At 38.3% G+C, this 23590-nt stretch carries 18 protein-coding genes; 11 read left to right on the top strand and 7 right to left on the bottom strand.

What is annotated here, in order from left to right; all coding sequences use genetic code 11:
- Window positions 1-72 precede the first annotated feature (72 nt).
- From B9A52_RS18900 to B9A52_RS18860, 8 genes are all read left to right on the top strand, one after another.
- The gene (locus B9A52_RS18900; RefSeq protein ID WP_084121933.1) at window positions 73-633 is read left to right on the top strand and encodes a hypothetical protein; all 561 of its coding nucleotides are present in this window, start codon (window positions 73-75) and stop codon (window positions 631-633) included.
- A 66-nt stretch (window positions 634-699) separates the two neighbouring features.
- Window positions 700-1602 carry a histone deacetylase family protein gene (locus tag B9A52_RS18895; RefSeq protein WP_084121932.1) on the top strand — a complete coding sequence of 301 codons (903 nt, stop codon included), beginning with the start codon at window positions 700-702 and terminating at the stop codon, window positions 1600-1602.
- Between the two features lie 3 nt (window positions 1603-1605).
- On the top strand, window positions 1606-1839 hold the full coding sequence (locus tag B9A52_RS18890) for a hypothetical protein (RefSeq protein ID WP_084121931.1): 234 nt from the start codon (window positions 1606-1608) through the stop codon (window positions 1837-1839).
- 95 nt (window positions 1840-1934) lie between these two features.
- A complete protein-coding gene (locus B9A52_RS18885) occupies window positions 1935-2540 on the top strand; it encodes an OmpH family outer membrane protein (RefSeq protein ID WP_084123598.1) in 606 nt (201 codons plus the stop codon).
- Window positions 2541-2643: 103 nt separating this feature from the next.
- On the top strand, window positions 2644-3615 hold the full coding sequence (locus B9A52_RS18880; RefSeq protein ID WP_084121930.1) for a deoxyhypusine synthase family protein: 972 nt from the start codon (window positions 2644-2646) through the stop codon (window positions 3613-3615).
- 1 nt (window position 3616) lies between these two features.
- Window positions 3617-5332, top strand: a complete 1716-nt coding sequence (locus tag B9A52_RS18875; protein ID WP_084121929.1) for an OmpA family protein — start codon at window positions 3617-3619, stop codon at window positions 5330-5332.
- Window positions 5333-5607: 275 nt separating this feature from the next.
- Window positions 5608-6645, top strand: a complete 1038-nt coding sequence (locus tag B9A52_RS18870; protein WP_084121928.1) for a LacI family DNA-binding transcriptional regulator — start codon at window positions 5608-5610, stop codon at window positions 6643-6645.
- Window positions 6646-7039: 394 nt separating this feature from the next.
- Window positions 7040-9055: an alpha-amylase family glycosyl hydrolase gene (locus tag B9A52_RS18860; RefSeq protein WP_084121926.1), complete on the top strand. Its 2016-nt coding sequence runs from the start codon at window positions 7040-7042 to the stop codon at window positions 9053-9055.
- 232 nt (window positions 9056-9287) lie between these two features.
- Here the strand turns inward: B9A52_RS18860 and B9A52_RS18855 are convergent, their stop codons facing one another.
- The gene (locus tag B9A52_RS18855) at window positions 9288-10166 is read right to left on the bottom strand and encodes an alpha/beta fold hydrolase (RefSeq protein WP_084121925.1); all 879 of its coding nucleotides are present in this window, start codon (window positions 10164-10166) and stop codon (window positions 9288-9290) included.
- Window positions 10167-10546: 380 nt separating this feature from the next.
- Between B9A52_RS18855 and B9A52_RS18850 the strand changes: the two genes are divergently transcribed.
- Together B9A52_RS18850 and B9A52_RS18845 are read left to right on the top strand one after the other, a co-directional pair.
- Window positions 10547-11635: a sensor histidine kinase gene (locus B9A52_RS18850; protein ID WP_084121924.1), complete on the top strand. Its 1089-nt coding sequence runs from the start codon at window positions 10547-10549 to the stop codon at window positions 11633-11635.
- Entirely contained in the window at window positions 11625-12326 is a 702-nt protein-coding gene (locus B9A52_RS18845; RefSeq protein WP_084121923.1) for a LytR/AlgR family response regulator transcription factor, read from the top strand. Before B9A52_RS18850 ends, B9A52_RS18845 begins: the two co-directional genes overlap by 11 nt.
- Before the next feature lie 3 nt (window positions 12327-12329).
- Here B9A52_RS18845 and uxuA read toward each other — a convergent pair whose 3' ends face one another.
- The 3 genes from uxuA to uxaC all read right to left on the bottom strand — a co-directional run bounded on the left by uxuA (window position 12330) and on the right by uxaC (window position 15907).
- Window positions 12330-13511, bottom strand: a complete 1182-nt coding sequence (gene uxuA / locus B9A52_RS18840) for a mannonate dehydratase (RefSeq protein WP_084121922.1) — start codon at window positions 13509-13511, stop codon at window positions 12330-12332.
- 144 nt (window positions 13512-13655) lie between these two features.
- Window positions 13656-14468, bottom strand: coding sequence for an SDR family oxidoreductase (locus B9A52_RS18835; RefSeq protein WP_084121921.1), 813 nt, complete (start codon window positions 14466-14468; stop codon window positions 13656-13658).
- A 5-nt stretch (window positions 14469-14473) separates the two neighbouring features.
- Window positions 14474-15907, bottom strand: coding sequence for a glucuronate isomerase (uxaC, locus tag B9A52_RS18830; RefSeq protein ID WP_084121920.1), 1434 nt, complete (start codon window positions 15905-15907; stop codon window positions 14474-14476).
- Window positions 15908-16097: 190 nt separating this feature from the next.
- Between uxaC and B9A52_RS18825 the strand changes: the two genes are divergently transcribed.
- Window positions 16098-17114: a LacI family DNA-binding transcriptional regulator gene (locus B9A52_RS18825; RefSeq protein WP_084121919.1), complete on the top strand. Its 1017-nt coding sequence runs from the start codon at window positions 16098-16100 to the stop codon at window positions 17112-17114.
- 52 nt (window positions 17115-17166) lie between these two features.
- On the opposite strand, the gene B9A52_RS18820 is transcribed toward B9A52_RS18825, so the two are convergent.
- The 3 genes from B9A52_RS18820 to B9A52_RS18810 all read right to left on the bottom strand — a co-directional run bounded on the left by B9A52_RS18820 (window position 17167) and on the right by B9A52_RS18810 (window position 23588).
- Window positions 17167-18876 (bottom strand): RagB/SusD family nutrient uptake outer membrane protein, encoded by a 1710-nt coding sequence (locus B9A52_RS18820; protein ID WP_084121918.1) that lies wholly within the window; start codon window positions 18874-18876, stop codon window positions 17167-17169.
- Between the two features lie 24 nt (window positions 18877-18900).
- On the bottom strand, window positions 18901-21921 hold the full coding sequence (locus tag B9A52_RS18815; RefSeq protein WP_084121917.1) for a SusC/RagA family TonB-linked outer membrane protein: 3021 nt from the start codon (window positions 21919-21921) through the stop codon (window positions 18901-18903).
- A gap of 317 nt (window positions 21922-22238) precedes the next feature.
- Window positions 22239-23588 (bottom strand): Gfo/Idh/MocA family protein, encoded by a 1350-nt coding sequence (locus B9A52_RS18810; RefSeq protein WP_084121916.1) that lies wholly within the window; start codon window positions 23586-23588, stop codon window positions 22239-22241.
- Window positions 23589-23590: the final 2 nt, after the last annotated feature.

Here is a 23590-nt window from a genome sequence, read left to right as displayed (position 1 = left end):
ACTAACCGGCTACTGCTTTTAAGTTAACGGAATGCATTGTATGTTGTCTTAAAATTCATCAATTTTTATCCTATGAAATATCAAAATGAAGGTTTTGTGCCAGAAAAAATTGAAGCACTGAAAAAGGAACTAATTGCGTCAAAATTAAACCACAAAATTGTTCCCGACCAAGAAAACTCAGATGAGTTTGTCAATTTCTATTTTATAGGAATGTATGAGGGAAAAGAGGTGATTTATGATGCTGCCCTTTATACTTTAAGGCTTCATCATGCTTCCGAGGTCTATGAATTGGCTGAACATGAAGCAGCAAAGAAATTCCCGAATTTTAAAGGAATTCATTATGAAGAAGATGAAAACGGCAATCTGAAACCCTTAAGCGGTGAAGAGGAGGAAATCGGGTGGTTTATTACCGAAATCATCATGGAAATTGAAGAAGAAGAAACTGTAAAAGTTCAGGAGTTCGTTGACCTGGATACCAATCATGATTTTGGTATAGGTTTGGATGCTGCTTTGAATGTGGAATACATTGATGAAAGAGTGATATCAAAGTTCGTCAAGGAATTCAATGAAGATACGCTTGTATTGGAAGACACGCTTTATACCTTCCAATCTGAAGAAGAAGACGCAGATTGATTTTTTTGAGGGAACCTGACAAACCATTTTTTTTCATTATTGTTGAATAAGCAATTCTGATATGCTATGCTAAAGATTGCTTGGTCATCCCGATATTGTCATCCTCTCCCTCAAGGCCATAGATTTCCAATGGAAAAATATAATTTACTGCCAGAACAGTTATTATATGAGGGGACAGTTTCGAATGAAAATTTTTTTGAACCAGGTCTTCTGGATGAAAAATGGATACTTAATACGCATGAGGAAGGTTACCTGAAAAAATTAAAAACACTTTCTCTCAGCAAGTCGGAGATCCGTAAAACAGGTTTTCCTCTCAGTGCCGAATTGATCGAAAGGGAAATCCATATTATGCAGGGTTCTTTACAGGCCTCATTATTCGCGTTGGAATTTGGAATCGCCATGAACGTCGCAGGGGGTACCCATCATGCATTTACCAATAGGGGCGAGGGTTTTTGTCTTTTAAATGACATCGCTATCAGTGCCAATTATTTGTTGGACAATAAACTTTCAAGCAAAATTTTGGTGGTGGATCTGGATGTACATCAGGGAAATGGGACAGCGGAGATCTTTAAGAACAATAAAAATGTTTTTACCTTTAGCATGCATGGTGCCTCCAACTACCCCATGCATAAAGAAAAATCTGATTTGGATATAGGACTCCCCGATAAAATCGATGATGCAGCCTACCTTAAATTATTAAAGGAAAATCTCCATTTCATTGTTGAAATCTTTCATCCGGATTTTATGATTTTCCAAAGTGGTGTGGATGTTTTGGAATCAGACAAATTGGGACGATTAGGATTAAGTATTGACGGTTGCAAAAAAAGAGATAAAATTGTAATGGAATTGGCCAAGACAAATGATATTCCCATAATGTGCTGTATGGGCGGTGGCTACTCTGAAAGGCTTACCCACATTATTGAAGCACATGCCAATACTTTCAGGATTGCACAGGATCTTTATTTCTAAACTATGAAAACTTCAAAAGAATTAAGAATAAAATGGCTGGTTTATGCTGTTTCAGGAATACTGCTGATGGGTTTTGGACTTAGTGTTTTGGGAGAATCAAGTATTTCCAAATTTCAAGGAGAATCATTTTCTTATTGGTTTTTGATGGGAACGGGAGGGTTGGCTTTGTTTTTTTCAGGCTTTTCTATTTTCGGCCAAGCCATTGTCTATAAAGGGTTTTTGGATAAAATGAAATGATTCTTTAACTGAATTTAACATTTGATAGCATAAATAAAATTTGCAAAAAAGATACTTTGTTTATATTTGCGCCAATTAGAAAAAAAAGAAACAACGTGAAAAAAATAGCAAAAGTGTTCGGCTTGTTGGGAATTGCATTAATTACTTTCTCCTCATGTAACCAAGCAGACAAAACATCTGATACAGGTACCTCCGAAGAAGATTCACCTGAAGTAAGTATTTCCGATTTGAAAATCGCCTATGTTCTTACCGACAGTGTGATCGCAAGGTTTGAGTTTTTTAAGGAGAAATCATTGGAAATCACTGAGAAAGGCAAAAAATTCGAAAATGAATTGGGCAGCAGGGCCAGGGGTTTTGAACAGGAAGTGGCCAACTTCGAGCAGACTGCCAACTCCATGACACCAAACCAGGCTAGGGCCAAGCAGGAAGACTTGATGAAGAAAGAGAGAAATCTTGTTACCTACAGAGATAATTTGATGCAGGAACTTTCCGGGGATGAGTCTAAACTATACAGTGATGTGTACGATCAGATTCAGACCTACCTAAAGGGATATGCCGAAGAAAATGATTTGGAACTTATACTTTCCTACACAAGAGGTGGCGCGGTATGGTATTCCAAAAAGGAGTTGGATATCACAGATAAGGTGGTAGAAGGTATAAACAAACAATATGCTGCAAGTAAAGCTCCTGAAGTAAAGTAAGTAAGAAAAAGATCAAGAACAGTATTGGGCCTGGTCTTTGACCGGGCTTTTTTTATGCGCTTTAAATTGGTACTTTTGCAGCGGAAAATTCAAAAAGACAGATATGAAAATTACAGAATTTTTAAAACATAATTTCAGGCACTTTAATGCAGCAGCGCTTATTGATGCTGCAGAAGGGTATAAAACCCATCTTGATAACAACGGTAAAATGATGGTCACCTTGGCAGGGGCAATGTCTACCGCGGAACTTGGTATCTCCTTAGCAGAAATGATCCGTCAGGATAAGGTTCACATCATTACCTGTACAGGGGCAAATCTGGAAGAGGATGTTTTTAATTTGGTGGCTCACAATTATTATGAAAGAATTCCGAATTACCGGGATTTATCTCCGGAAGAGGAACAGGATTTGCTTGAAAGGCATATGAACAGGGTTACAGATACCTGTATCCCTGAAATGGAAGCAATGAGAAGGATTGAGAATGTTATATTGGCTGAATGGGTAAAAGCTGATAAGGCCGGTGAACAATATTTTCCACATCAGTTCTTTTACAAAATCCTGCTTTCAGGAAAGCTTGATGAAAGTTTTCAGATTGACCCAAAAGATTCTTGGCTTTTGGAAGCTGCTAAGAAGAACCTACCCATTATAGTACCGGGATGGGAAGATTCTACTTTAGGAAATATGTTTGCCGGGCATGTAATCGCAGGTGACGTCAAAAATGTACATACAGTCCGAACAGGTATTGAGTATATGATGTTTCTTGCTGAATGGTATACAGTAAATGCTCAAGTAGACAGCACAGTAGGCTTCTTTCAAATAGGAGGCGGTATTGCAGGGGATTTTCCGATCTGTGTGGTTCCTATGTTGCATCAGGATCTTCAGAGAGACAATGTTCCATTGTGGGGTTATTTCTGTCAGATTTCGGATTCCACTACATCCTATGGATCTTATTCAGGTGCTGTGCCAAACGAAAAAATCACATGGGGCAAACTTGGAATCAACACCCCAAAATTCATCGTAGAATCAGATGCAACCATTGTGGCACCCTTGATTTTCGCTATAGTATTAGATCAATAAAATGAGATTAAATCCATACTCTTTTTTAATAAAAGCAAGTAGCTTAATCCTGCTTGCTTTTTCCTTTTTCTTTTCAGCTTTAGGGCAGGAACTGATTCCTTTGCGGGCACTGAACTCTCCCTATGATGAACAAAATCCTGTTTTTTCTCCAACCGGAGAAATATTTTACAGTATAGGTTTTCATCCTGAAAACCTGGGAGGACCTACGGATTTTGGAGATGTATGGATGAGCAAAAAAGATTCAAAAGGCGAGTGGCAAAAACCCCAACATGTATCAGACCTGTCTTCATCTGGAAATGATGTTTTGATAGGATTTTCGGATGCTTTGACCGCTTTGGTTTATCATAGCGGTAACAATGAAAAAAGACAAGGGATCCATCAATATACCAGATTTGGAAATTCCTGGAATCATGTGAAGCCTATTGAAATGGGGAATTTTAAGAACAACGGGGTTCATTTCAGTGGTAGACTGCTCGCTGAACAAAGTATCATCGTGATGGCCATGAATTCCTTTGGATCTTTTGGGAATGAAGATATTTATATCAGTTTCAGACAATCAGAAGGGGCTTGGTCCTCTCCATTTAATATGGGCTCCGCTATCAATTCCTTTGCACAGGAGCAAACACCTTATCTTTCAGCTGACTTACAGACCATTTATTTTTCATCAAATATCCATGGAAACAGAAGGGGAAAGGATATTTATTTTGCGCAAAGGAAAAGTAAATCATGGGATGATTGGACGCAGCCTCAAAAAATCGAAAATGCCAATTCTATTGGATCTGAATTGGGCTATGTGATTGTAGATGAAGATGAGGAATTTGCGATTTTTACGACCACCCAAAACAGTGATGGATTTGGCGATTTTATGATGGTGAAGTACGAACCAAAAGAACCCTTATTGGCATTATTGGAAGAGGTTGACTCTCCTGTTGAAGCTATTGAAGAGAATATAGTTGAAAAAACCGAAGAATCGGTTGCTATAATTTCTGAAGAAACACAGGAGGAAAAAACGGATATAGTTATTGAAACCGGATCAGAAAAGGATTCTGTGTTGGTTATTGAACAGGATTCTTTGGAAGTAAATGATTTTGAAAAGGTTGAAGATACTCAGGTAAGCATTGAACATGAGATTATCAGGGTATTGGACGCTAAATCAATGGCAGAGATTCCATATAAAATAGAAATAGGAAATGATAGGGGAGTCAAACTGACTTTAGATACCCAGCAAGAAATATGGGAAAAACTGGAAGAACCTCTTTGGACAAATATTGTAATCAGCTCCAAAGGTTTTATACCCAGAATTTTGGAAGTGAAAGAATGGGAAAGTATAGCAGTTGAAAGTAAGGAGCTATTGCTTCAGCCTGCCATGACAGGAACGTCCATTATATTGAATAACATACAATTCAACAGAGGTACTTCTGATTTTGCCGATGCCAGGTCAGTTCAGGTTTTGGATAATTTGGTTGCCTTTATGAAGGAAAATCAGGACATCAAAATCAGACTGGAGGGACATACGGATAATGCCGGAGACCCTTCATTGAACAAGGATTTATCCATGAAGAGAGCATCCAAAATCAGAGGATATTTGACTATCAATGGTATTGATTTTGAAAGGGTCAGGATATCAGGATGGGGTGGAAGCAGGCCGATAGCAGACAATCAGACGGAAGAAGGAAGGAACCTGAACAGAAGGGTTGAGATGTTGATTGAAAATTGAAACGATTAGATTTAAAATTCTGATAAATAAGCATTAAACATAATTTAAATAAGATTTTTTAAAAATTATTTTTTACGTTCAATCATTTAATTTGACTATTTTTCACTTGTTAAAAGTTGACCGGTTTAATCAATAATTGGTGGGAAAAATATTGGAGATGAATTCAGTGCTTTAAGCCTGATTCGATTGAGTCAAAATGTTTTCATCTATTTTTTGTCCGAATTTTAGGAAAAACCGTCTAAACAGATTAATATCCGTAGTTTCCCAAAATAACTATGACAGAACGGAAAAAATTGACTTTGAAAGATATAGCAAAGGAACTGGGAGTTTCTATTTCAACTGCTTCAAGGGCATTGAAGTCACATCCCGATATTGCTGAAGAAACCATTCGTTTGGTTAAGGAATATGCTGAGAAACATCATTATGTTCCGAATTATCTTGCTGTTAACTTCCGTAAAAACAAAACCTTTACAATAGGATTGATTGTGCCTGAATTGGTTCACCATTTTTTTTCAACCGTAATCAGTGGCGCTATAGATGAAGCAAAAAAACAAGGATATAATATTTTGGTCAGCCAATCCAATGACATTCTTGCCGATGAACTTACAGCTTGTCAGACCATGTTGGGAAGTAGTGTGGATGGACTCCTTATATCAATCTCGAATGAAACCATGGAGGGTGAACACCTTAATGAATTTATCAATGAAGGTAGACCAATTGTTCAGTTTGATAAAATCACCGATCAGGTAAAATCCCCGAAAGTAATTGTAGATGATTTTGAAGGGGCATATCAAGCTGTCAAGCACCTCATCGAAATGGGTTATAAAAAAATAGCTCATATGAGGGGTAGATTGGAAGTTAAAAATGCAAATGATAGGTGTGAGGGGTATCAAAAAGCCCTTCAGGATTTTGGGTATGGTCTGAACAAAGAGTGGGTGAAAAATTGTGTCTTGATTAATGAAAAGGAAGGGTACGACTTTGCCAAAGAACTGATGGAATCTGACAATCCGCCGGATGCCTTTTTCTGTATTACGGATCTTGTGGCCATCGGAGTAATGAAATACCTGAAGGACCATGGATTTAAGATTCCCTCCCAAGTTGGTGTTGTCGGGTTTAGCAACTGGAAACTGGCCGAGGTTGTAAGCCCGGGTCTGAGTTCAGTTGAGCAGCATGGATATGATATGGGAAAAAGAGCTACCAGGCTTCTGATTGATCTTATAAAGAATCATAATCTGGATTCAGAGGAAACCATACAGATCAAAACCAAAATGATAGTCAGAGAGTCTTCTCAAATGAAAGGAAAAAATTTATAATTAATTTAATATTCAGGTAAACATTCTATACCAATAATTTTTAAATTTAACTATAAAATGTATTTTTGCGTATTCCAAATACAATATGCAGGCTTTCTTTTCCCTACTACTGTTAACAATCGCCTACGGGCTTTTTATTTTATCTGTATTCCCGGAAAAATATTTTAGGAAATTAAGTCATATTTCCAATCATAAAGACTCTCCTGAGTATACTAAAGTATCATTAAGTGCCCCCATATTTTTTTCATTTTTGATAGGGTATTCTATGGCAGCAACAATGCTTTATTTTTTTATTTTCTGAGTAAGGCCAAGTAATCTTTTTTACATATTGAGGCTTAACTTTGGTTTAGCTTTTGAATATTCTTTAAATTAGAAAAATCTAAATTTCATTTACGTGAAAAATCCTACCATTTTACCAATTGTAAAGGACTCTCCTTGGTTGAAAGACCATTCTCAGGAAATTTTTGAGAGATATGAAAGGTTCCGATCAGTCTTGAAATTAATTGAGCAGGACTATGGGAATCTTTTGGAATTTGCCAGAGCGCATGAATATTATGGGATACATTTTGATTCCTTCCGAAATGGTTGGGTATATAGAGAGTGGGCCCCAAAAGCATACAACCTCTTCTTGATGGGGGATTTTAATCATTGGGACCGATACAGTCATCCATTGAAAAAGGATCATAGGGGAGATTGGGAAATCTTTTTGCCTTATGAAGATTACAAAAATTCCTTTGTGCACGAGGGTAAAGTAAAGGTACATGTTGAAGGTGAGAACGGTGCATTGGATCGAATTCCTTCCTATATCAGGAGGGTTGTTCAGGATTTGTCAAATCACGATTTTTCCGGTCAGTTGTGGTTTCCAGAGAAATCCTTTTCCTGGACAGATCAAGGTTTTGATGCCAGTGAAAATTTGAAGCAGCCCCTTATCTATGAATGCCATGTCGGTATGGCGCAGGAAAAGGAGGGAGTGGGGACCTATCTGGAATTTGCTGAAAACATACTCCCAAGAATAAAAGCGGCAGGTTATAATACGATTCAGATGATGGCTGTAATGGAACATCCTTATTATGGATCTTTCGGCTATCACGTTTCCAATTTTTTCAGCCCTACTTCCAGGTTTGGTACACCCGAAGATTTAAAATTTCTGGTAAATAAAGCGCATGAAATGGGTATTTCTGTCATCATGGATATAGTCCATTCTCACGCTGTAAAAAATGTTTATGAAGGCCTCAACGAATTCGATGGTTCTGACCATCAGTATTTCCATCCGGGTGAAAGAGGTTACCATGAAGGATGGGACTCGAAACTTTTTGATTATGGAAAATTAAAGGTCATGCATTTCCTTCTTTCGAATGTAAGGTATTGGTTGGAGGAGTTCCATTTTGACGGGTATAGATGGGATGGCGTGACTTCAATATTGTATTTACATCACGGGAACGTCACTTTTGATAATCTCGAAAAATATTTCAAAGATGGTGTAGATTGGGATGCGGTGATTTATCTGCAATTGGCCAATAAATTGATACATGATTTTTCTCAATCTGCGATGTCTATTGCTGAGGAAGTCAGTGGAATGCCGGGATTATGTCGAAAGGCCCAAGATGGAGGTATTGGTTTTGATTTCAGATTGGCCATGGGTATACCTGACTTTTGGATAAAAACCCTCAAACATAAACCTGATGAGCATTGGGATATGTTTGAAATGTGGCATGAATTGACCAACAGGCCGGAAAATGAGAGAACCATTGCCTATGCTGAATCACACGATCAGGCCTTGGTTGGGGACAAATCCATTGCTTTTTGGTTGATGGACAAAGAAATGTATTCCAGCATGTCCAAACTCCAAAGCAGCTTGGTTGTAGATAGGGGAGTGGCTTTGCATAAAATGATCCGAATGATTACCAGTTCACTTGGCGGAGAGGGATACCTTAATTTTATGGGCAATGAATTTGGGCATCCGGAATGGGTGGATTTTCCCAGGTTGGGGAATAATTGGAGCTACCAATATGCCAGAAGGCAGTGGTCTTTGGTTGATACTGACCATTTGAGATATCATGATCTTTTTGAATGGGACAAAGCTATGATTAGATTGATTTCTGAATTCCAAATATTGGCTTCCAGACAAGCTATGCAACTTCATCTAGATCCTGAGAAAAAGATATTGGCATTTGAAAGAGGTGGATTTGTGTTTGTTTTCAGTTGGAATATCAGTGAATCTATTTTTGGATTTGAATTTAAAGTTCCGGAAAATGGAAAATATAGAATCATACTTAATTCTGATGATAAGAAATTCGGGGGCTTTGGCAGGATAGAAGGTGATCCGGTATATCCAACTGATAAATCCGGTAAAATTCAGATTTATTTGCCCAACAGAACATGTTTGGTTTTCCGGAAAACCAGTAAATAGAAAGCGGAGCATATGCTCCGCTTTCTGTAAAATGACGACCTTTAATTTTCTATCAACCAAATTAAAAGAGAAAAGATTTGTACTCTTTTAGAGCTTTATTTTTTCCCGCCGCCATTTTACAATCTGAATATTCCTACGATATGAAAAAGTTATGGTTAGTTAAAAACTCTAATTTTTTTTTGAAGTATTTCTTGTCGTGAAAAGTATTATTCCCTAGGTAGTATGAGTGAAATTAATCATTAAGAAATTTTTCCATTTCACTATAAAACCAATCAGCTTCATCATAGAATACAAAATGAAAAGCCTTTTCTGCTACTAATAATTTTACTTCTTTGATTTCCTTAAGTTGATTTTGGTAACCTAAAGTGACTGATTCCTTGGTAGCTCCGAAATTTTGATAAGCTGCCCAAGAACCAAATACCAAAACAGGAACCTTAATATTTGACATCAGGGGACGAATATCTGTAGTGTACATTTCTCCGTAAGCCTGTCCGACTACAGCTGAATTGCTGTTCATTCCCATTTCAATGACTTTTGCTCTTTTCTCCTCTGTGGCTATCATGGAGGAAACAATCATTTTTTGATTGGCCAAAGCACTTGCCTCATCCATATTGACCATGGCATTTTTCATACTTTCTACCATTGGTTTGGCAGTTTCAGGGGTGATTCCTGGCATTTGTAACACAGGGAAATAAGGAACCCCATCTACCGAAATGACTTTTTCAAAAACTTCCGGTTCTTCGGCTGCTGCCCATAAGCCCAAAAAACCTCCCATGCTGTGTCCAATGATGATTGGATTTTTTAGCTTTTTTTCTTGGGTATAGGCAATCAGCTCATCTTTTACCTGTTTCAAATAAAAATCAACATCTGCCATCTCCTTATTTCCAAAACCTTTTATAGTGACCAAATGCAGTTCATACTTTCCTTGGTATCTTTCAACCAATTCATCCCATACATCAGAACTGCAGGACATGCCGTGAACCAAAATTATGGGTTGACCTTTACCGATGATTTGAGTGGTAATCAGTTGTGGTTCAGCGGATGCATTAATAGTTTTTAGAAATGCCAACAGCATACCAACAAGTAGCCAATTGAATTTTTGTGTTTTCATGGTTTTTATTTTTTTGTTTGTCCAAAATTGGGGAGTGACTTGACAGCAAAATAATTTCTTTGACAAGCTGAAATTCCTGCTTGACCAAATGCCAAAAAATAGATGAAAGGTAAATTGGAGTAGGAATAAAGGTTTTAATTTACCCAAAAAACAGCTTATTTCGTTTGATCAATTTGGTTTCACTTTTGGTCAAAGAAAAAGAGCAATTGGTCATTTTTTTTCTGGATTGTTGAGCCCTATATATATTTTCAACAATCGAAATTAATTTTATTGAGTAAATTCAAATTAAGAGGAAAATATGGTTTGGTGGACATTATTTATGGTTGGAATTGTTTTTATGACTTTGATTTTGGCAGGTGCCTTTAAAGTTAAAAAGTAGCATGAAAACGGTTAAAAATCAGTCAAAAAGAGAAATTGCCCTTAATTCCTTGAATAATTTGGGATTGATTTTGGGAAGATATAAGGTTCATCATTTGCTCTTTTGGGCAGTATACTATGTTTTTTGGGTATCAGTTTATCAGGGATTTTATCAGAATTTCAATCATTTGCTTTTGGTGACCGGTTTTTATACCATTTCCAATGCAGGGATGTATTATATTCCCCAGTATGTCCTCATCCCAAAATTGATGAAGGGCAAAGGCATGTTATTATTTTTTCCAGCATTTTTTCTATTAGCCGCATTTTTATCTGTTTTTATGAAAACCGGAATTGCATTGGCTTTAAATCTCAATTTGGAAGAGTTTTTTAAAGCAAGTACTTTACAAATCTTAGGTGTATATTTTTCATCCAATGTCTTTACGGGAGCCATATTATTGGCAATCAAAGGATTTTTGGAAAACCGAAAAACCATCAGACAAAATGAACTCAAGGAAAAAGAAAGAATTGAAAGTGAACTGAATTTCCTAAAGTCGCAAGTGAATCCTCATTTTCTGTTCAATGCCATCAACAGTGTATATGTTTTGATCAGGATGGATCCTGATAAAGCTTCTGAAACACTCATCAAATTATCAAACCTGCTGAGATCACAGCTATATGAATTCACTACAGATAGTATTGATATTCAGCAGGAACTGGAGTACCTTGAAAACTATGTTGAATTGGAAAAAATCAGAAAAGGGGATCGTTTAAAAGTGGTTTTTGAAAAAGGAGAAGGCCTGGAAGATTTCTCCATTGCTCCCTTATTGTTGATTCCGTTTTTGGAAAACTGTTTCAAACATCTTTCATCACATACCGATAAAGAAAATCTGGTGAAAGTTCAAATCACTTATGCCAATGGACGATTGATGGCCAATTTTTTTAATACCAAAGAAAACCAAAAAATGCAAGCTGAATCAGTGCAAGGCGGAATTGGTTTGAAGAATATCAAAAGAAGGTTGGAAATATTGTATCCAAAAAAACATATCTTGGAAACCATAGAGCGATCCGATTCATTTGAGGTTAAACTTGAAATCAAAGTCAATGAAGATTAAAACCATCATAGTCGAAGATGAACCTTTGGCAAGGGAAGGGCTGAAAAGCTACATCAGGGAAATTGATTTCCTGGATTTGGTAGGAAGCTGTGAAAATGCCCTTGAAGCCAATAATATCATCTCTTCAGAAAATCCTGAATTGATGTTTCTCGATATTCAAATGCCCAAAATAACAGGTTTGGATTTTTTGAAATCGCTCAAAAAACCTCCGATGGTCATATTTACTACTGCTTATCCCAATTACGCCCTTCAGGGATTTGAATTGGATGTTATTGACTATCTGGTCAAACCCTATTCTTTTGATAGGTTTTTGAAAGCAGTGAACAAGGCTAGAGAAATGTTTCAATTAAAAAACCAAAAACCTTTTGAGGAAAACTTTAAAGACCACATTTTCCTGAAAGTCGATAATATCCTCAAAAGGATCAATTTTGAAGAAATCCTTTATATAGAAGGCATGGAAAATTATATTGCTGTACATACCCACGAGGGTCGGTTCATCACCTTGATGACGATGAAAAATATGGAAGAATTACTTCCAAGCCGAGATTTTTTGAGGGTCCATAAAACCTATATCATTTCCAGGGCCAAAGTCAAAGGAATAGTAGGGAATGAAATCGATATGGGGATGAAGAAAATTCCCTTTTCAAGATCGAGGAGGAATGAGATTATTGAGGCTTTGGTTGGGGGGTGAATATCACCCCATTTTCAATGCCCAAATCAACCCCGCTTCCACACCCCTGATCTCTGCAAGTCCTTTTAATCTTCCTATAGCTGTATATCCCGGATTTACTATCGGCTTGGCAATGTCATCCAACATCTGATGGCCGTGGTCAGGACGCATGGGAATGGAGATTTGGCGGTTTTGTTGAACTTTCAGGATTTCATGAATCACGGCTTCCATAGGAACATCTCCGGTCAAATGGTCATCTTCATAGAAGTTACCCTCATCATCTCTTCTTGTTGCCCGGAGGTGGATAAAATGGATGTGGTCACCAAATTCCCTTACCATGGCAGCAAGGTCATTGTCAGCTCTGACTCCATAAGAACCTGTACAGAATGTAAAGCCATTGTTGGGACTTGAATTGTCTGAGATCAACCTTTTCATATCCTTGGCAGTACTCATCACCCTTGGCAAACCAAATACATCGAATGGCGGATCATCCGGGTGAATGGCCATTTTTACTCCGTTCTTTTCAGCAATGGGAAGAATTTCATCCAAAAAAAGCTGAAGATGCGTTTCAAGTTCTTTGTGTCCAATACCTTGGTAAGTATCCAAGGCAGTTTGAAATTGCTCCATGGTATAACCTTCCTCAGAACCCGGCAATCCTTTCAGGATATTGTCATTTATTCGTTTGAGTGTATCTTCAGTAGCGTTTTCAAAGAATTCTTTTGCTTTTTCAATTTCATTTGGGGTGTATTCATTTTCTGCTCCGGGTCTTTTGAGCATAAAAAGATCAAAAGCAATAACTTCCTTTTTCTCAAATCTCAAAGCTTTTGCCCCATTGGGTAGGGGCCAGGCCAAAAGCGTCCTCGTCCAATCCAATATGGGCATAAAATTATAGCAGATAATGTGAATGCCTTCTAAAGCTAAATTCTCAATAGTCTGTTTGTAATTTCCAATCAGTTCGCCATAATTTCCAGATCTTGTTTTGATTTTTTCATGAACAGGGACGGATTCCACTACAGACCAGGTTAATCCTGCGGCTGCAATGATATCTTTTCTTTTTTTGATTTCATCCCTGGTCCAAATATCCCCATTGGGAATATGATGCAATGCTGAAACAATACCAGTGGCACCAGCCTGTCTGATGTCAGCTAAACTTACCGGGTCTTTGGGACCATACCAGCGCATGGTCTGTTCCATTTTATAGGTCATCTTTAGAATTTAAGATTTTAGAATTAAGATTTTAGATTTTAGATATCGAACGAGAACAGGTACACTGCAAATCGATCTGGGAAATATGAACTTGCATTCAAATTTCTAGCAGTCTTGGTACTTGGTACATAGTACTTGGTACTTTTACACTCCCGAATAAGCTGAAAATCCCCCATCAACTGGAATAATTGTTCCTGTGACGAATTTTGATGCATCTGAACACAGCCACTGCAAGGTTCCGAGAAGATCTTCGGGTTCGCCAAATCTATTCATGGGAGTATGTGCAATGATTTGATTTCCCCTTTGGGTCAAACTTCCATTGGATTCTGTAAGTAATGATCGGTTTTGCTCTGTAAGGAAAAAACCCGGTGCTATGGCATTGACACGGAAATTTGGGCCATGTTTCTGGGCTAGTTCCACAGAAAGCCATTTGGTAAGGTTGTCAATGGCTGCTTTGGCAGAAGCGTAGCCAACAACTCTTGTCATTGGTCGGCTTGCCGCCATTGAGGAAATATTGATGATATTGCCGGATTTGTTGGATAGCATCAAAGGAAAAAAATGTTTAACGGGAATTAAGGTTCCCTGATAATTGAGGTCCATTACTTTTTTGACAGCTTCGGGCGAAAGATCAAATAGGGTTTGAATTGGACTTACAATAGCTTCAGGCCGATTGCCACCGGCAAGATTGATCAATATATCCACCGTCTTGTATCTGTCCTCGATTTTTTGAGCGACCAATTCCACTTGATTTTCTTGGGTAACATCTGCCAAAAAACCATCAGCTTTTCCTCCTTCCTTTCTTAAAACTTCTATAAGGTGCTCTACTTTAGAAGGTGTCCGGCCTAAAATGATGATCTGCGCACCTTCTTTGGCCAAGTGTCTTGCTATCCTTTCGCCCAAGACCCCTGTAGCCCCTGTGATTACTATTTTTTTATTTTTTACAGAGAATAATTTCATGTCATTTATATTTTCGGAAATTGGAAAAAATCCTTCGCATTGTAATAACAAATGTCCTGAATGATTTTTCCAATCATTTTTTCATCATTTGGAAGTTCACCATTTTGGATATCTTTCCCAAACAGGTTGCATAAAATCCTTCTGAAATATTCATGTCTTGGAAAGGAAAGGAAGCTTCTGCTATCTGTCAGCATACCTACAAAACAAGAGATCAGACCCATATTGGAAAGGGTATTCATCTGCGCTTCCATACCGTCTTTTTGGTCCAGAAACCACCAACCTGAACCGAATTGGATTTTCCCTTTTATGGATCCATCATTGAAATTTCCGGTCATGGTCGCCATTACTTCATTGTCACCGGGATTAAGGTTGTATAGGATTGTCTTTGCAAGTTGATCTGTTTTGTCCAATTCATTCAAAAAACCGGATAAAGATACCGCCTGACTGAAGTCACCGATGGAATCAAATCCAGTATCCGGTCCAAGCTGCCTATACATTCTGCTGTTATTGTTTCTTAAAGCGCCCAAGTGGAACTGTTGGGTCCAACCTTTTGCCTGGTACATTTTGCAAAGCTCCAAGAGAGTCCTGTATTTGAAAAACGCCACTTCCTCCTCTGTTGGTATATGACCGGTGTTTACTTTATGGAAAATTATTTGGGGGTCTAAAGAGGAGTTTTTGAAATAATACAGATTTTCAAGCCCATGGTCAGCAAGTCGACAACCATTTTCATGAAAATAATCCACCCGGTTTTTCAATGATTGAAGAAGGTCGTCATAGGTTTGGATATTGTTGCGGGAGACAGTTGCCAGCTTGTTGAGGTAGGTCTCATAATTCTCTGGCGACTCAATGGTAAAGGCTTTATCAGGTCTAAATGCCGGAAACATTCCGAAAGAAATATTCGAAAATTTAAATTCCTGATGATAAATAAGGTTATCGCAAGGATCGTCCGTAGTACAGATTACCTCCACATTCATTTTGGAAAGTAAGTTTTGTGTGCTGAATTCAGGAGTGGAGACTTTTTTGCTCGTAAAATTATAAATGTCGATAGCGTTATCCTGATCCAGTAATTCCTCTATTCCGAAATATCTTTGTAATTCCATCTGCGTCCAGTGATAAAGGGGATTGCGCATGGTATATGGTACTGTCTGTGCCCATTTCTGGAATTTTTCAAAATCGGAAGAATTGCCCGTGATAAATTTCTCATCAATTCCCATAGTCCTCATGGCCCTCCATTTATAATGATCGCCATTAAGCCAAATTTCGGTTATATTTTCAAAAACCTTGTTTCTTGAAATCTGTTCTGGAGGAAGGTGATTGTGATAATCAATGATGGGTAAATTTTTCGCGTAATCATGATAGAGAACTTTTGAGAATTCATTTGAAAGTAAAAAATCATCATTTATAAAGGTTTTGAAACCCCGACGCGGTAGAATATCCATGGTGAATAGGTTTATTTATTGAAATTTAAGGGATTAAGCATATACTTTAATAAGCAAATGCCAATAACTAGTGCAATCGATTTCGTGTTATTTTAAATTTGGTGGGAATCTTAATATTTTAATGAATTTATTTGATTTTTGTAAGATCAGGCAATAATCAGCAACCTTGTTTATAAATGGAAAATTTACGATGTCAGAGGTAAACATTAAATATCTAGCGGAAAAACTCGGATTATCACCTTCTACAGTTTCAAGGGCTTTAAACGACAGTTATGAAATCAGCCAACCCACGAAAGATAGGGTAAATCAACTGGCCAAGGCCTTAAACTACCAACCAAATCCCTTTGCAAGAAGTCTTCGGGAACAAAAAAGCAAAACCATTGCTGTTATTATCCCGGAAAGGATCAATAATTTTTTTAGTCAGGTCATAGACGGTATAGAAGAAATCACCCAGCAATATGGATATCATTTGTTAGTCTATAGTACCCATGAAAATGTGGAAACCGAAAAAAGGATTATTTCTTACCTTTTAAATGGTCGGGTTGATGCAATCGTCATGTCGGTCTCGAGTCAGACAAAGTATATTGACCATTTACAAACGGTGTTTAACAAAGGGGTGCCAATTATTTTTTTTGATAGGATTTGTCAGGAAATCCCCACAACCAAGTTTATTACAAATGATTATGAAAACGGTTATAAAGCTACTTTTCATTTGATAGAGAAAGGCTGCAAAAAAATCTATTTTTTATTATTGTCCAAGGAAATATCAATAGGAAGGGAAAGACTCAGAGGCTATTTGGATGCTATGAAGGCATCATCACTTTCCTTTGATGAGAGTTGGGTAATCCAATGTGCTCAAAAAGAAGAGGAAAACATCAGACTTATTTCAGGTTTTCTTTATGGAATGGACAGACCTGATGGAATCGTAGCTTCTGTTGAAAAATTAGCCATAGCTACTTATTACGCAGCTAGAGAAACCAAATTGCAAATGCCGAAAGATTTTAGGATGATCAGTTTCTCCAATATGCGCATTGCAGGATTGCTTCAACCTTCCTTGACCACCATTTCACAACCGGCATTGAAGATTGGAATGGAATGTGCGGAATTATTGATGAAAAAACTTACCAAGCCAAATCAACCTGCTTTGGAAGATAGAATCATTGTTTTGCCTTCCCAAATTATCCTGAGAGAATCCACCGGAAAGTAAAAAATAAAAGGTCTCCCATTTGGAAGACCTTTTTAGTTGTTTGGTAGATCAATTAATATCCTGGATTCTGAGGGAAACTTGCCTCTCCGCCGGTAGTACGATCAATTTGATTTTGTGGTATAGGTCTGAGACTGTGATATTCTTGGATATTAGGTGCTGCATCCGGATTATGAAGCCTTACTCTTTCGATAAGCAATCCCCATCTTTTAAGGTCAAACCATCTCATCTGTTCTCCCAATAATTCCCTTGCTCTTTCTTCAACAAAAAATTCAAGATTGATATCTGCAGCTGTCACTTCCATAGCTGCTTCTTTTCCGGGGAAAGCGGCTCTTCTCCTTACATTATTGACAACATCTGCAGCTTCAGCATTTTTCCCTTGTCTGAAAAGCACTTCACCCAACATCAGATAAGTATCTGCCAATCTGAATGCTATATAATCTCTACCACCTTCAAATTGTGTCAAATCAGCTCTTCCAGGATCCAGGAATTTATTCAAGGCAGGATATAGTTTATCAGTATACAAGCTTGGAACCAAAACCTGATAAGGTCTTGTGGCCCTTTCAGCCACGGAAAGTTCCACACCAGGTAAAAAGATAGCTGTATCCCCTTCAGCAAAGGTTACTGATGGTTTTGAGGTATCAAACGATGTGTTATAAGTTCCAGGTCTATTACTTCGAAATACATGGACGAAAGATTTATCATAGCGGGCGTCATTTTCCCTGTCTGCAAATATTGTATTGAGCGTATAATCTGTCGGACGGAATCTTTTGAATGGTCGACCATTTTGAGTATCTCTGCGCATTCCTGGTTGAGTATCATATTCCATCAGGAAGAATACATGGCCATTATTACCGGAATTCAAAACAGGGTTTGCTGAAGAATTTCCTTGTAAATTTGTCAAGGGGTCTCTGGTATATTGAACAGCAAAAATCACTTCATCATTGATCTCATTGCCGAAGCCGTGTACGTCTTTAAAATCAGGCAAAAGTCTAAATCCATAATCTGAGATTACTTTTTTCAATAATACTTCTGCTTTTGAATAATCGTCTCCTGCCTGGGCTTCAGAGGTAGCTTTGGTCAAATATACTTTTCCCAACAAATGTTCTGCGGCAGGTCTAGTAGCTCTTCCATAATTATTGGATCTGATTATGGGTTCCAAATTAGGAATAGCCTCAGTAAGGTCCTTAATAATGGCATCATAAATGGCAGGGACTGGTGTCCGACTAACTTCTTTAGTAGGAACCAAGGTTTCAGTGAGTTGTAAATCAACGGCGCCAAAAGTCTGTACCAAAATAAAATAGTAGTGGGCGCGCAGAAATTTTACTTCGGCCAACCTTTGATTTTTGGTCTGTTCATTTACCCCGGTGATGCCTTCAGCTCTTTCAATAATGGCATTGCAAGTGTTTATTCCTCTATAGGACTCATCCCATATTTCATTCAATTGACCGGTTCTGGAGTCAAATTGATTGGTGTATTGATTGATAAACTTCCAGCTTCCATCAGAACCCATTCTGTAAGTATCGGTTCCGAATACGGTGAAATTGTTTCCTCTTTCCGTACCATACCACATCCTGAGTGTACTATAAGCTGCATTGACACCGTCATTTAAACCGGATGGAGTGCTGAGGTAATCGTTTCCGATTCTGGATATAACATCCTCTTCCAATATGTCTTGACAGGAAACCGATAAAAGGAGACCTGTTATCAGGGCGTATTTAAGAGCCCCTAAAGATTTATTAAATATTGAATATATGATTTTCATAATAGTCATCTTTTTTTGTTAATACTAGAATCTGACATTTAGTCCTAAAGTATAAGTAGTGATAGCTGGAGCAACGTTTGAACTTACTCTTCCGCCTTCTACACCCTGTTCTCCATCAATAAATGTTTCCGGGTCTATACCTTGATATCTTGACCTGTATTCAGCAAAGATGAAAGGCTGTTGGATACTTGTAAATACTCTCAGGCTTTGCATCTTAAATTTTGTGGCAAGGGCTGTAGGTAAAGTATAACCCAAATTTATATTTCTGATTTTCACAAAGGAACCATCAAAATAGGTCATAGAAGTATTGTACTTGGGAAACTCCTGATTTTGGTTGGGCCTTGGGAATTCATTAGTGGGATTGTTAGGAGTCCAATAATCCACAGCAAGATTATTATATCTTCCAAACAAGGAGTTGTTGGCACTATGAAAATCTGACCTCAGCATTTGTCCAACCCTTGCAAAAATGAAAAAGGAAAAATCAAATGCTTTGTAATTAAACCTGTTTGTCATACCTAAAATAAAGTCTGGAACAGCAGAACCAAGAATTTGTCTATCATTTGCATTGATTCTTCCATCTGAGTTGAAGTCTTCTATTTTGATTTCGCCGGGTCTATCTCCAAATGACTGAGCCACATCAGCTTCATCAGTCTGCCATATTCCAACTTTTTTCAAATCAAAAAATACAGAAAGGGGTTGACCAATAAATCTACCTGCAGCGATATCATCCACCCTTCCATTGGCGAGGCTGACGATCTGTTCTCTGTTTGTATTGAAAATAATATCTGTTGACCATCTGAAATTTGTCCTATCTATATTGATGGAATTTAATGTCAGTTCAAAACCGGTGTTTTGTGTTTCACCTACATTTGTTGTAAATCCTCCGAATCCTGTCGAATTGGGTAATGGCTGAGGAGCCAACAAACTTGTAGTTCTGGTATTATAATATTCCATGCTACCACTTAACCTGCCTTTGATAAGCCCAAAGTCCAATCCTACATTGAATGTAGCCGAAGATTCCCATCTTAGATCAGGATTACCGATGGAATTTGGCCTAAATCCGAATGCAGGTGTGTTGCCAAAGGCATAAACAGTTCTTCCAAGAAGAGGCTGGGTCTGATAGGGAGATATACCTTGGTTACCAATGGAACCATAACTCACCCGCAACTTCATCAGGTCAATATTGGAATTGGCCATAAAGGGTTCGCTGGTAATATTCCAAGCGAAGGCCACTGAAGGGAAATAACCCCATTTGGTATTAGAACCAAACCTGGAAGAGCCGTCAGCTCTTAGTGTAGCAGTGACTAAGTATTTATCTTTAAATCCATAATTGATCCTTCCCATGTAGGACAATAGGGCCCATTCTATCAAATCGGTATTGGCGCCTGTAATCTGACTGGCATCTCCCAACCTATGGTAAAGTTGACTCGCTGCAGGAATTCCCAATACTGAAATACTGGTTCTTTCAGACCTGTCCTGTTGGATGGCCTGAAGTCCAGTAACATTCAATCTATGTTTTTCATTGAATGTCTTTTCATAAGTTAAAATGTTTTCCAATGTATAATTGAAATCCCATCTTTCAGCTATGCTTCCGGTTGGTTGTGCACCCCTTCTGGCATTGGTCTGTGAACCTGTAAATCTTCCTGCCCGCTGAAAACTAAAATCAGGTCCAAAATTTGAGCGGAATGACAGGTTTTTATGTAATTGTATAGTAGCATAAATACTATTGAACATCCTGTATCTGGACACTTCATCTAATTGTGCTCCGGGTACAATTTCTGCGTATGGATTCGTCCTCAAACCATCATTGGTTGGCAAAAAGATCAGATTACCCTCGTCATCAAATGGTTTTCCAAGTGGATTTTCCTGCATTGCTCCGCCGATTGGATTGAAGTTTTCTCCATTTCTGAGACTATTTACCAATAGGGTAGAAGTGCCCACTGTAATCCTGTTGGTGATTTTATGGTCAAGATTTACCCTGAAAGTGTATCTGGAAAAATCCTGGTTTTTTACTACTCCGGTTTCATTGAAGTAGTTCCCTGAGATAAAGAAGTTTGTTTTTTCATTTCCTCCCTGTACACCTACCTGATAATTCTGTATTACTCCTGTTCTGAGCAATGCCCCGACATAATCAGTGGTCCTGCCCAAAGCAATACCTTCTAATTCCACAGGCTCAAATAGGGTTGCATCCGCTTCAGGTGTAGCAGGTCCGGCGGGATAGTTGCCTGTTGCCCTTCTTGATTCCCTTTTGTATTCCGCAAACTCAGGTCCATTGAAGACTTCAATCCTTCCCAATGATTCATTGACCCCGGCAAACATATCAAAAGAAACTATCGTTTTGCCTGCCTTACCTCTGTTGGTAGTGACAAGCACAACTCCATTTGCCCCTCTTGAACCATAAATAGCTGTGGCTGAGGCATCTTTCAAAACTTCCATGGAAACGATATCCTGAGGGTTGATGTCGTCAATATTCCCCACTATTGGAATATTATCCACTACATACAAGGGATCATTACCAGCATTAAATGATCTTCTACCCCTGATCCTTACCTGTGGACCTGCACCGGGTTTACTTCCTGCAATGGTTACATCCACCCCTGCAGCCCTACCCTGCAAAGCCTGTCTTGCATTGGAAATAGGGAGTTCCTGGATTTCTTTGGCACCGACAGATGAGATTGCGCCGGTCAATTGACTTTTTCTTTGGGTACCGTAACCTACTACAATGACTTCTTCAAGGTCTGATAAATCTGTATTTAAGGTTACATTAATGATAGAATTATTTCCAACAGTTATTTCTTTGGAAGTAAACCCTATAAAGGAAAAAACAAGCACAGCATCGTCGGAAACAGATATACTGTAGTCCCCGTCTAAATCTGTAGTTGTACCGGTGGTTGTCCCTTTGACAATGACGGTAGTTCCGGGAACAGGTTCATTCGACTCGTCTGTTACCTTTCCTTTGACTACTCTGGACTGTCCATATACATTGAGGGACAGTGCGAGCAGGAATAAAAATATTCCTGATTTCAAGTAAAACTTTTGTTTCATGATTGATTGGGTTAAGTTAATTTAAAAGGGAAATAAATTCATTTAATCCTAGCTATATAATGCAATGGGTGAAGCCTTTGATACCTCAGGATATTTTCCCCCACCTGAATGAAATTAAATTTAACAGTATTGTAGTGAAGAAATTACGGGTGGATGTTTAAGTTACGGAATCGATTGCGAAAAATGATTCTAACTATTTTAATCTAGATAATTAAAAGATAATCATCTTCTTATTGAATTAAATATTGAAAAAAAATAAAAAAAGCCTTTGGGTATTTTGTCCCCAAAGGCTTGATAAATGTTAATGAAATTTCTTCTTAGATTTTAGGTTCCCAGCCTTTTTCATAGGCTTTTGACCACAATTCCATTCCTTTTCTGTTGTAGATATGACCATTAGAGGGATTGCAATCAAAGCTTTCGCCTATGCGATGGGAGATATTGGCTAAATGACATAGCAAGGTGCTGACTGCCCCATCATCAATAGTGGAATTTTGCTTTTCCTTTCCTCGGATCGCATTAAAGAAATTGCTTACATGTACTGTGGTCATATCACCACCACCGCCAAGGTTGGTACTTCCCTCCACGCTTTTGGTTTTTGTTTCTCTGATCAATTTTCCGGATCTGTCAAATAATCTGTACAAACTCCTGTTGACAATCACTGAACCCTCAGTACCATATATAATAGTGCCACGGTCCATACCATAAGTATTGTGACCATTTCGGCTTTTACCATCCCATTGTATAGTTTTTTCACCATCAAATTTAAAGGTAGCCAACATGGTATCGTACATGGTCCAGCCGTCATTTACAAAGTGGTATTTTCCGGCATCTACATGGACATGTTTTGGATATTCTACCTGAAGTGCCCAGCGTGCCACATCCAATTCATGGGTTGCATTGTTACCGGTTTCAGCAGTGCCGTAGTCCCAGCCATACCAATGCCAATTGTAATTCCAAGTATCATGCGTATATTTTCTTCTTGGCGCGGGTCCTTGGAAAAGTTCCCAGTCCAGACCAGCAGGAGGGGCGGCTTCTTTGGGAACTGGAACTTCTCCTCTTTGATTGATATAAAATGCTGTTGCCATATAAGCTTTGCCAATAACCCCATTATGAATCTGATTGATGATTTCTATGGTATGGTCTGAAGAACGCTGTTGGTTGCCCATTTGAATCACCTTGCCGTACTTCTTTTTGTATTCCAACAGAATTTCTCCTTCACGGGGGGTATGGCTACAGGGTTTTTCTACATAGACATGTTTGCCGTTTTCTACGGCTAACCAGGTACCGGGGGCATGCCAGTGGTCAGGAGTGGCATTGATCAGTACATCAATCTCTTTGTCCTCAATTACCTTGAGAATACTGTTTTCAAGTTTTGGTTTGTAATCAATGAATTTGGCAAAATTTGTAGCAGCCTTTCCTCTTTGGGACTCCATCACGTCACACAGCGTTACTAATCTCACATTGTTATTAGGATCGCTGATGGGTGCATAGAATGCACCCAATCTTCTACCTAGTCCTGCGATTGCAACATTCATTCTGTCATTGGCACCGATGATGTTCCCATAGCTTTTTGCGGAAAAACCCATCGCTCCCAGGGAAGAAAGTCCTACGGTGGCCAAGGTGGATTTTTTCAAAAACTCACGCCTGTTGTTTTTATCATTGTTCATGG

Origin of the sequence: Aquiflexum balticum DSM 16537, from assembly GCF_900176595.1 — a bacterium.
GTDB lineage: Bacteria > Bacteroidota > Bacteroidia > Cytophagales > Cyclobacteriaceae > Aquiflexum > Aquiflexum balticum.
Note: the sequence above shows the minus strand (reverse complement) of the source record. Positions and strands in the feature narration are given on the sequence as shown.

Bases quoted from the DNA above. Each gene is read 5' to 3' on its own strand.
- B9A52_RS18900 (WP_084121933.1), top strand. From the start codon at position 73: ATGAAATATCAAAATGAAGGTTTTGTGCCAGAAAAAATTGAAGCACTG.
- B9A52_RS18895 (WP_084121932.1), top strand. From the start codon at position 700: ATGCTAAAGATTGCTTGGTCATCCCGATATTGTCATCCTCTCCCTCAA.
- B9A52_RS18890 (WP_084121931.1), top strand. From the start codon at position 1,606: ATGAAAACTTCAAAAGAATTAAGAATAAAATGGCTGGTTTATGCTGTT.
- B9A52_RS18880 (WP_084121930.1), top strand. From the start codon at position 2,644: ATGAAAATTACAGAATTTTTAAAACATAATTTCAGGCACTTTAATGCA.
- B9A52_RS18875 (WP_084121929.1), top strand. From the start codon at position 3,617: ATGAGATTAAATCCATACTCTTTTTTAATAAAAGCAAGTAGCTTAATC.
- B9A52_RS18870 (WP_084121928.1), top strand. From the start codon at position 5,608: ATGACAGAACGGAAAAAATTGACTTTGAAAGATATAGCAAAGGAACTG.
- B9A52_RS18855 (WP_084121925.1), bottom strand. From the start codon at position 10,166: ATGAAAACACAAAAATTCAATTGGCTACTTGTTGGTATGCTGTTGGCA.
- B9A52_RS18850 (WP_084121924.1), top strand. From the start codon at position 10,547: ATGAAAACGGTTAAAAATCAGTCAAAAAGAGAAATTGCCCTTAATTCC.
- B9A52_RS18845 (WP_084121923.1), top strand. From the start codon at position 11,625: ATGAAGATTAAAACCATCATAGTCGAAGATGAACCTTTGGCAAGGGAA.
- uxuA (WP_084121922.1), bottom strand. From the start codon at position 13,511: ATGACCTATAAAATGGAACAGACCATGCGCTGGTATGGTCCCAAAGAC.
- B9A52_RS18835 (WP_084121921.1), bottom strand. From the start codon at position 14,468: ATGAAATTATTCTCTGTAAAAAATAAAAAAATAGTAATCACAGGGGCT.
- uxaC (WP_084121920.1), bottom strand. From the start codon at position 15,907: ATGGATATTCTACCGCGTCGGGGTTTCAAAACCTTTATAAATGATGAT.
- B9A52_RS18825 (WP_084121919.1), top strand. From the start codon at position 16,098: ATGTCAGAGGTAAACATTAAATATCTAGCGGAAAAACTCGGATTATCA.
- B9A52_RS18820 (WP_084121918.1), bottom strand. From the start codon at position 18,876: ATGAAAATCATATATTCAATATTTAATAAATCTTTAGGGGCTCTTAAA.
- B9A52_RS18815 (WP_084121917.1), bottom strand. From the start codon at position 21,921: ATGAAACAAAAGTTTTACTTGAAATCAGGAATATTTTTATTCCTGCTC.
- B9A52_RS18810 (WP_084121916.1), bottom strand. From the start codon at position 23,588: ATGAACAATGATAAAAACAACAGGCGTGAGTTTTTGAAAAAATCCACC.